This is a genomic window from Sphingobium sp. ba1 (assembly GCF_000743655.1).
GTDB lineage: Bacteria > Pseudomonadota > Alphaproteobacteria > Sphingomonadales > Sphingomonadaceae > Sphingobium.
This window is the reverse complement of the sequence record NZ_JPPQ01000069.1, coordinates 3,195,666-3,203,431: the sequence shown is the minus strand read 5'-3', so window position 1 is coordinate 3,203,431 and position 7,766 is coordinate 3,195,666. Positions and strand designations below refer to the sequence as shown.

Here is a 7,766-nt window from a genome sequence, read left to right as displayed (position 1 = left end):
GGCCCGCCGTATCGCGACCAAGCCCGGCAAAGCCGCCAAGGCGCGGCGGGTGGATTCCAAAAAAGCGCGCAGCACGGTCAAGCAGGGACGCGGCAAAGTGTCGATGGATTGAGCCACGTTTAAACAACGGCTTTTTGTTGGAGAAAGCCCCATATTTTCCTGACCGATCGATTGGCGATTTTTGCCCGCGCGCCTATATCCGCCCCATGTATGACTTCGCCCCCACTGACGCCGCCGACAAGGCGACCCTTTATGCCGACCTGCTGTCCGCCGCCGATGCGTTGACAGGGGGCGAGCCGGACTCCGTGGCCAATATGGCCAATGTTTCTGCGCTGTTGTGGCAGTTTCTGCCGGACCTGAACTGGGCGGGGTTTTATCGGTTGGTCGGTGACGAACTGGTGCTGGGGCCGTTTCAGGGCAAGCCCGCCTGCATCCGCATTCCGATGGGTCGGGGTGTATGCGGCGCGGCGGCGGCGACGGGGGAGACGCAATTGGTGGAGGATGTCCACGCTTTTCCCGGCCATATCGCCTGCGACGCGGCCAGCGCGTCGGAAATCGTCGTGCCGATCGTGCGCGACGGGCGGGTGGTCGGCGTGCTGGATCTCGACAGCCCCAAGCCCGCGCGGTTCGACTCGGATGATGCTGCCGGGCTGGAAGCGCTGATCGCGGTGATCGGTGCGCGGGTCGGTTGACGGGTTAACCGTTTTTCCCATGCCTGGCGCGCGTTCCGACCCGTTTCGGGACAGGAATCCAGCGTCCCGCTGATGGATAGCGGCGGATCATCATGCTAACCGGAGCGTTAGCATTTTGATCTGCGCGCGCGCCTTCGCGTGCCGGACAACAGGGAGCGTTAACCATGCGGATATCCGGCCTTTTCCTTTTGAGCGCAACCGTCGCGCTTGCGGGCGCGGGCAGCCCGGCGCTGGCCGGTACGCCTAACCAGCCCGGCACCCACACAGTCCGTACTGGCAATCATTGGAATGGCGGCCAGCGTTGGGGCCAGCGCCATAACGGCCGCTGGGTGGCGGGATGGCGCGCACCTGGTGGCTGGAACGGCTATCGTCGGCCAGTCTATGGCTATGTCCTGCCGCGATATTGGATCAGCCCGACCTATTATATCGCTAATTACGGTGCCTATGGCCTGCCCGCCCCGGCCTATGGCTATGGCTGGTCGCGCTATTATGACGATGCGGTGATGACCGATCGCTATGGCCGAGTCTATGACAGCCGCAGCAACATCGACTGGGATCGCTACGAAGGCGGCTATGGTCCCGACAACGGCACTTATGACGATCGTCGCCGCGACAATGGCGTGGGTGGTGCCGCGATCGGAGCGGTGGTTGGCGGAGTCGCGGGCAATCGCATTGCCGGGCGGGGCAATCGCACGGCTGGGACGTTGATCGGCGCTGGAGTTGGCGCGGTCGCTGGCATGGCGATCGACAAGGCCGAGGATGCGCCGCGCCGCAACGCCCCGCCGCCGCCCCGTCGTCACGGTGCAAGCTATGACGATGGCTATGGCTATGCCGACGACAGCGTGACCAGCAGCAACGAATATGAGGGGCGCTGGACCGGCACCTGGACCACCGAAGATGGTCGCCGCACCACCGGCACCTATGAAGGCCGGTTCGAAGGCGATGTCCGGGGTGCGGGCGTGGATTATGACGCGCCAGCCTATGCCGGTGCGCCGCATTGGTCGCATGGTGGCGCGCCCATGGGCGGTCAGGGCGGTTATGTTTCGGGCGGCTATTATTATCCCGCGCCGGTCGTGACCACGGTGACGGTGCAGCCCGTCATGACCACGACGACCACGACCAGCTATGTCACGGAAACCGTGCCGGTGCGCCGGTCCACGCGGCGCACACGCCGGTCCTGCGCCTGCTGATGACGCATCGGGGGCGGTGAGTACCGCCCCCCTGCCGATAGCTATTTGCGGAAGATGGCTGCCAGTTCGACCGGCAAGGGCGGTTCATCGCGCGCGACCACGCCGCGAATCGCCTCGACCTGCTCGTCAGGATCGAAACGGGTCCAGCCGCTCCGCGTTAGCTTTTCGAGCGGGCGGTAGCGGACCTTATATTGCATCCGCTGCGACCCCTCGACCCAATAGCCCAGATACACATAGGGCAGGCCCGCTGTGCCTGCGCGCAGGATATGGTCGAGGATAATGAAATTGCCGAGGCCCGGCCGATAATCGATTTCGGTATCGAAGAAGCTGTAGATCATCGACAGGCCATCGCCCTGCCGGTCGGTCAGGCAGGCACCGACCAGTTTGCCGACGCGCCCATCGACGCCGGGCTCGCGATATTCGATGATATGGCTGTCGACCGGGGTCTGTTCGACCATGTCGGCAAAGTCCATTTCATCCATTTCGGTCATGCCGCCGCCCGGATGCCGGGCGCTCAGATAGCGCTGGAGCAGAGCGAACTGTTCTTCTGTGGACCAGGGCTTGCAGGCGGTGACAACCAAGTCGCTGTTGCGGCGGATGAGCTTGCGCTGGGTCGCGTTGGGCTTGAATTCATTGGCGACCACCCGGACCGAGACGCAGGCCGTGCAGTCGGCGCAACTGGGGCGATAGGCGACATTCTGGCTGCGGCGAAAACCGATGCGGCCCAGCGCGTCATTGAGTTCGGCAGCGTAGTCGCCGCTCAATTCCGTGAATACCTTGCGCTCGCTCCTTCCCGGCAAATAGGGACAGGGCGAGGGGTTGGTCACGAAAAAGCGGGGGAAACGGAAAGGTGCGGTCACGCGCCTCTGTCCTGTTTATCGCTGTGCCGGAAATGGGTCATGCGCAGACTATGCCGACCCCATGCGCGCGTGAAAAGGGCGTTTACCACGAAATATTAACAAAAGGTTGCAGCCCGTCAGGCAACCTCGATCGGCGCGACCTCATAGCCCGCTTCGCCAAGCGCGGCGATCAACCGCTGAAGATGGGCGCGATCGCGCGTCTCGCACTCAACGTCGAGGCTCAAGCCCTTGGCCGGCAGGTTGGTGAAGATGCGCTGATGCGCCAGTTCGAGGATGTTGACCGCTTCCTGATCGAAGATGCGGGCGACATGGAACAGCGCGCCGGGCCGATCCTGCAGGATGATGCGCAGCCGCGCGAGCCGTCCCGACCGGGCGAGATCGCGCAGCAGGACGTTAGCGAGCAGCCGGGTGTCGATATTGCCGCCGGTCAGCACGAGGCCGACATTGCGCCCGACAAATTGTTCGCGATAGGTCAGCAGCGCGGCGAGCCCCGCAGCCCCTGCCCCTTCGACCACGGTCTTTTCGATCTGCAGCAACAGGCTGAGCGCTTCTTCCAGTCGCCGTTCGGTGACCAGCAGCATGTCGTCCGCCAGCCGTTCGACCACAAGACGGGTGTTGTCGCCGGGCTGCTTGACCGCGATCCCCTCCGCCAGCGTATCGCCGTCGCAGGGCAGATGCTCGCCCTTGATATAGTCGTACATCGACGGATAGAGTTCCGCCTGCACGCCGATCAGGCGGATGTCGGGCTTCATCGCGCGCGCGGCGGTCGCCATGCCGGAAAACAGGCCGCCGCCGCCGATCGGGATGATCAGCGTGTCGATTTCCGGCGCATCCTCCAGCATTTCGAGTGCAACGGTGCCCTGCCCCGCCATGATGTCCGGCTCGTCGAAGGGATGGATGAAGGTCAGTCCCTGTTCGACTTCCAGCAAGCGCGCATGAGCATAGGCGTCATCGAACTTCTCACCATATTGCACGACCGTCGCCCCATGGCCGCGGGTCTGCGTCACCTTGATGATCGGGGTGGTCAGCGGCATGACGATGGTCACGGGGACGCCCAGCCGCTTGCCATGATAAGCGAGGCCTTGCGCATGGTTGCCCGCCGATGCCGCGATCACGCCCTTGGTCTTGGATGCCTCGTCCAGTTGCAGCAGGCGGTTGAGCGCGCCGCGCTCCTTATAGGCGGCGGTGAACTGGAGATTTTCGAATTTCAGATACACGTTGCAGCCGAGCATCTGCGAGAGCGTCTGGCTGATCAGCGTCGGCGTCTTGACGATCGCACCGGCAATGCGGGTGCGCGCGGCAAGCACGTCATCGACGGTGATGGGCAGCGGCGGGGCGCTCTCGATCTTGGCAAGCGTGTTCATATGGTCGCGCCCTAACGCAAAATTGCGGTGGAAGAAACTGGCACTGTCGGAAAACTGCCCCTATGGCTGGTCGCCACGCACTTATCCTACGAGGCATATGGCTAACATCGCGTTTATCGGCCTGGGCGTCATGGGCGGCCCGGTTGCAGGACATCTGGCGAAGGCCGGGCACAGCCTGACCGTTTACAACCGTTCCATCGGCAAGGCGAAAAGCTGGGCCGAAGCCTATGGCGGGACGGTCGCGACCAGCCCGGCCAAGGCGGCGGAAGAGGCCGAGATCGTGATCAGTTGTGTCGGCACCGACGATGACCTGTCCCAAGTGACACTGGGCCGTGAAGGCGCATTCCGCACGATGAAGCCGGGCAGCCTGTTCATCGACCACACTACCGTTTCCGCGCGGATCGCCCGGCAATTGTTCGTCGAAGGCGAAAGCCGGGGCATCCATAGCGTCGATGCGCCGGTGTCCGGCGGACAGGCCGGGGCCGAGAATGGCCGGTTGTCGATCATGTGCGGCGGCACGGAACCCGCCGTGACCGCCGCGAAGATCGTGATGCAGGCCTATGCCGCGCGGATCGTCCATGTCGGCGGCGCGGGCGCTGGGCAAACGACCAAGATGGTGAACCAAATCTGCATCGCGGGCGTATTGCAGGGCCTGGCGGAAGCGATGCGTTTTGCGCAGGCGGCCGAACTCGACCTCGACACCGTGTTCGAGGCGATTTCGGGCGGCGCGGCGCAAAGCTGGCAGATGGATAATCGATGGAAGACGATGGCGCAGGACAGTTTCGATTTCGGCTTTGCGGTGGATTGGATGCGCAAGGATCTGGGGCTGGCGCTGGAAGAGGCGCGGGCGAATGGCGCAACGCTGCCGGTGACGGCGATGGTCGATCAATTCTACGCCGATGTGCAGGCAATGGGTGGCCATCGGCAGGATACCAGCGCGCTGGTGCGACGGATTATCAAGGCGTGAATATTGCCCCAACGTCCGTTCGGGCTGAGCTTGTCGAAGCCTCTTTTCTGTCTGCACCTCGCTCGAAGAAAGGAAGGCCCTTCGACAGGCTCAGGGCGAACGGATTTGGGGTGTTGGGTCTGGGGCTGATTGCCGCCCTCCCCTTCCCTGCGCTCGCGTCCGGCGTCATCGACAATGTGAATGGCATTGCGGTCGATCCCACTGGCAAGGTCGTGCGTTTCGGCGCGCTGCTGATTGATGATGAGGGCAAGGTCGAGAGACTGATTCCGGGCCGCTATCAGGAACCGGAATATAAGAAGCCCAAGAAACCGAAGCGTGGCCAGCCCTGGCCGCAGCCGCCCAAGGGGCTGTCGTTCAAGCTGGATGCGGGCGGCAAGACGCTGGTCCCAGGCATGATCGACGCGCATGGCCATGTCATGAGCCTTGGCCTGTCGCTCATAACGCTGGACCTGTCGGACACACGATCGCTGGAAGAGGCGCAGGCGAAGATCCGCGCCTATGCGCAAGCCAGTCCGGGGCGCAAATGGATCATCGGGACGGGCTGGAACCAGGAACAATGGGGCTTGGGCCGCTTTCCGACGGCAGCCGACCTGGACGCAGCGGTCGGTGATATTCCGGTATGGCTCTCACGTGTCGATGGCCATGCGGGCTGGGCCAATAGCGCGGCGATCCGCGCTGCGGGCGTGACGGCCGCGACCAAATCGCCCATCGGGGGCCGGATCGAGATGGCGGCGGGCAAACCTGCGGGCGTGTTCGTGGATCAGGCGATGGCGCTGATCGAGAAGGTCGTGCCTGCGCCTGCGCCCAAGGATCGCGACATCGCGCTGGAAAAGGCGCAGCGCGCTTTGCTGGCGATGGGCGTCACTGGCATTGCCGATATGGGCACGAGCATCGAGGATTGGCAGGCCTTTCGCCGCTCGGCCGATCGCGGGGCGTTGCGCGTGCGGATCATAGCCTATGCGGCAGGTCTCGATAATATGACGCTCATCGCCGGGCCGGAGCCGACGCAATGGCTTTATGACGACCGGCTGCGGCTGGGCGGGATCAAGCTGGTGCTGGACGGGGCGCTGGGATCGCGCGGCGCGTGGCTGAAGGCCGATTATGCCGATGCGCCGGGGCAACGCGGGCTGCCGATGATATCGGCGACGCAATTGCGCAATGTGATGAGCCGTGCGGCGATGGACAATTTCCAGATCGCTACCCATGCGATCGGCGATGCGGCCAATAGCGAAATATTGGATGCGATCCAGGAATTGTCGGAAACCTATAAGGGCGACCGGCGCTGGCGGATCGAACATGCCCAGATCGTCAGCCCGGCCGATCTGCCGCGCTTTGCCCAGTTCGGCATCGTCGCGTCGATGCAGCCGGTGCATGAAGCGTCCGACTGGCGCATGGCGACGACCCGTATGGGCGAAGCGCGTCTGGGCGGAGCCTATGCGTGGAAGGCGATGCTCGACAATCGCGTGCCTTTGGCCTTCGGATCGGATGTGCCGGTGGAGAGCCCCAACCCCTTTGCCGGTATCGCGGTCGCCATGAGCCGCGAGGATGCCAAGGGCGAACCGATGGGCGGGTGGATGCCGACGCAGCGGGTCGGGTTCGACGCGGCGCTCGACGGCTTTACGCGCCAGGCGGCCTTTGCCGGTTTTGCCGAAAAGCGGTTCGGCAGTCTGGTGCCGGGACAGCGCGCCGACTTCCTGCTGATCGACCGGGATATTTCCACGGCACGGCCTGCGGACATTCGGGGGACGCAGGTGCTGGAGACGTGGATCGGTGGCAAGCGGGTGCATGTGAAGGGGCAATAAGCCCTTTCACATGGCGTTGCCGGCGGCGTTCAGCGCGTCTTCGAAGGTTTCAGGCAGCGGCGGCTGGACCGGCTTGTCGCAGCCCGCTTCCTTCATATGCGCGCGCAGCGTGTCCATGCGGCTGAGGTTCCAGCGGGCGAGCGGCACGCCCAGCGGGCGAAATTCGGCGCGGTCGAACAGCTCGACGACGTAAGATTTGCACAGTTCATCAACCTGATCGAGCGTCAGCATGCCCAAGTTCATGACCATGGGCTTGCCCGGCACGCCATTGCGGCCGCGCACCAGATCCGTGACGTAGAGTCCGCCGCGCGGATCGATCAGCACGACATCGGCCTGGCTCGAATCGATCAGCCGATGGCTGGCGGCGTAGGGGGCGACGAAGGCGTGGGTGCGCCAGACGAGGAAAATGCTGCCCAGCGCGGTGATGCACAGGCCGATGAGCAACGGGCGCAGCGCGTCTTGCGGGCGGAACCGCGCCCAGCCGAGACCTGCGAGCAGGCAGAACGGCCCAATGAAGCCATGGGCATAGCGGAAGCCCCAGCCATAGCCCTGCGCCAGTGCCAGCATGCAGCCCGCGAGGCATCCAAGCGCCAGCGGCAGCGCGATCTCCTGCCCCCGGATCATGCTGCGCCAGCGCATCGCAGCCATGCCCAGCACCGCAAGCGGCACCATCAAGATGTCGTTCCAGGCGATGTAGCGGCTCAAATTGACGAGCGGTTGCCAGCGGTCGCCGAGCCGCTGGAACAGGCTGCCGACCTTGTCGGCGACTCCGGCGGACGGCCGCACATCGGCGGGGGCGCCCAGCGCGTGGAGTAGAAATTCGGGCCAGAGCTTGGCCCAGACGATGACGATCGCCACCAGCGTCAGCGCGTGGAAGGCCGCGACGGTCCA

Annotated in this window: 6 protein-coding genes and 2 pseudogenes; 5 read left to right on the top strand and 3 right to left on the bottom strand. The window is 64.2% G+C overall.

Going from position 1 to position 7,766, the window contains the following annotated elements; translation table 11 throughout:
* The 3 genes and pseudogenes from IL54_RS23325 to IL54_RS18775 form a co-directional block, all read left to right on the top strand.
* Positions 1 to 112, top strand: a pseudogene (locus IL54_RS23325) (alternative ribosome rescue aminoacyl-tRNA hydrolase ArfB); the annotation flags it as partial.
* Positions 113 to 206: 94 nt separating this feature from the next.
* Positions 207 to 692 (top strand): GAF domain-containing protein, encoded by a 486-nt coding sequence (locus IL54_RS18780; RefSeq protein WP_037479325.1) that lies wholly within the window; start codon positions 207 to 209, stop codon positions 690 to 692.
* 164 nt (positions 693 to 856) lie between these two features.
* Positions 857 to 1,882 (top strand): RcnB family protein, encoded by a 1,026-nt coding sequence (locus IL54_RS18775; RefSeq protein ID WP_037477676.1) that lies wholly within the window; start codon positions 857 to 859, stop codon positions 1,880 to 1,882.
* A 41-nt stretch (positions 1,883 to 1,923) separates the two neighbouring features.
* Here IL54_RS18775 and IL54_RS18770 read toward each other — a convergent pair whose 3' ends face one another.
* Both IL54_RS18770 and IL54_RS18765 read right to left on the bottom strand, forming a co-directional pair.
* Positions 1,924 to 2,742: an arginyltransferase gene (locus IL54_RS18770; RefSeq protein WP_037477674.1), complete on the bottom strand. Its 819-nt coding sequence runs from the start codon at positions 2,740 to 2,742 to the stop codon at positions 1,924 to 1,926.
* Positions 2,743 to 2,858: 116 nt separating this feature from the next.
* Positions 2,859 to 4,106, bottom strand: a complete 1,248-nt coding sequence (locus IL54_RS18765) for a threonine ammonia-lyase (RefSeq protein WP_037477672.1) — start codon at positions 4,104 to 4,106, stop codon at positions 2,859 to 2,861.
* Positions 4,107 to 4,203: 97 nt separating this feature from the next.
* Between IL54_RS18765 and IL54_RS18760 the strand changes: the two genes are divergently transcribed.
* Positions 4,204 to 5,073 carry an NAD(P)-dependent oxidoreductase gene (locus tag IL54_RS18760; protein ID WP_037477670.1) on the top strand — a complete coding sequence of 290 codons (870 nt, stop codon included), beginning with the start codon at positions 4,204 to 4,206 and terminating at the stop codon, positions 5,071 to 5,073.
* A gap of 110 nt (positions 5,074 to 5,183) precedes the next feature.
* The gene (locus tag IL54_RS18755; protein ID WP_443211249.1) at positions 5,184 to 6,875 is read left to right on the top strand and encodes an amidohydrolase; all 1,692 of its coding nucleotides are present in this window, start codon (positions 5,184 to 5,186) and stop codon (positions 6,873 to 6,875) included.
* A gap of 6 nt (positions 6,876 to 6,881) precedes the next feature.
* On the opposite strand, the pseudogene IL54_RS18750 reads toward IL54_RS18755, so the two are convergent.
* A pseudogene (locus tag IL54_RS18750) lies at positions 6,882 to 7,766 on the bottom strand (MFS transporter); the annotation flags it as partial.

Excerpts from the sequence above, each read along its gene's own strand:
- IL54_RS18765 (WP_037477672.1), bottom strand. The coding sequence starts at position 4,106 with ATGAACACGCTTGCCAAGATCGAGAGCGCCCCGCCGCTGCCCATCACC.
- IL54_RS18780 (WP_037479325.1), top strand. The coding sequence starts at position 207 with ATGTATGACTTCGCCCCCACTGACGCCGCCGACAAGGCGACCCTTTAT.
- IL54_RS18760 (WP_037477670.1), top strand. The coding sequence starts at position 4,204 with ATGGCTAACATCGCGTTTATCGGCCTGGGCGTCATGGGCGGCCCGGTT.
- IL54_RS18775 (WP_037477676.1), top strand. The coding sequence starts at position 857 with ATGCGGATATCCGGCCTTTTCCTTTTGAGCGCAACCGTCGCGCTTGCG.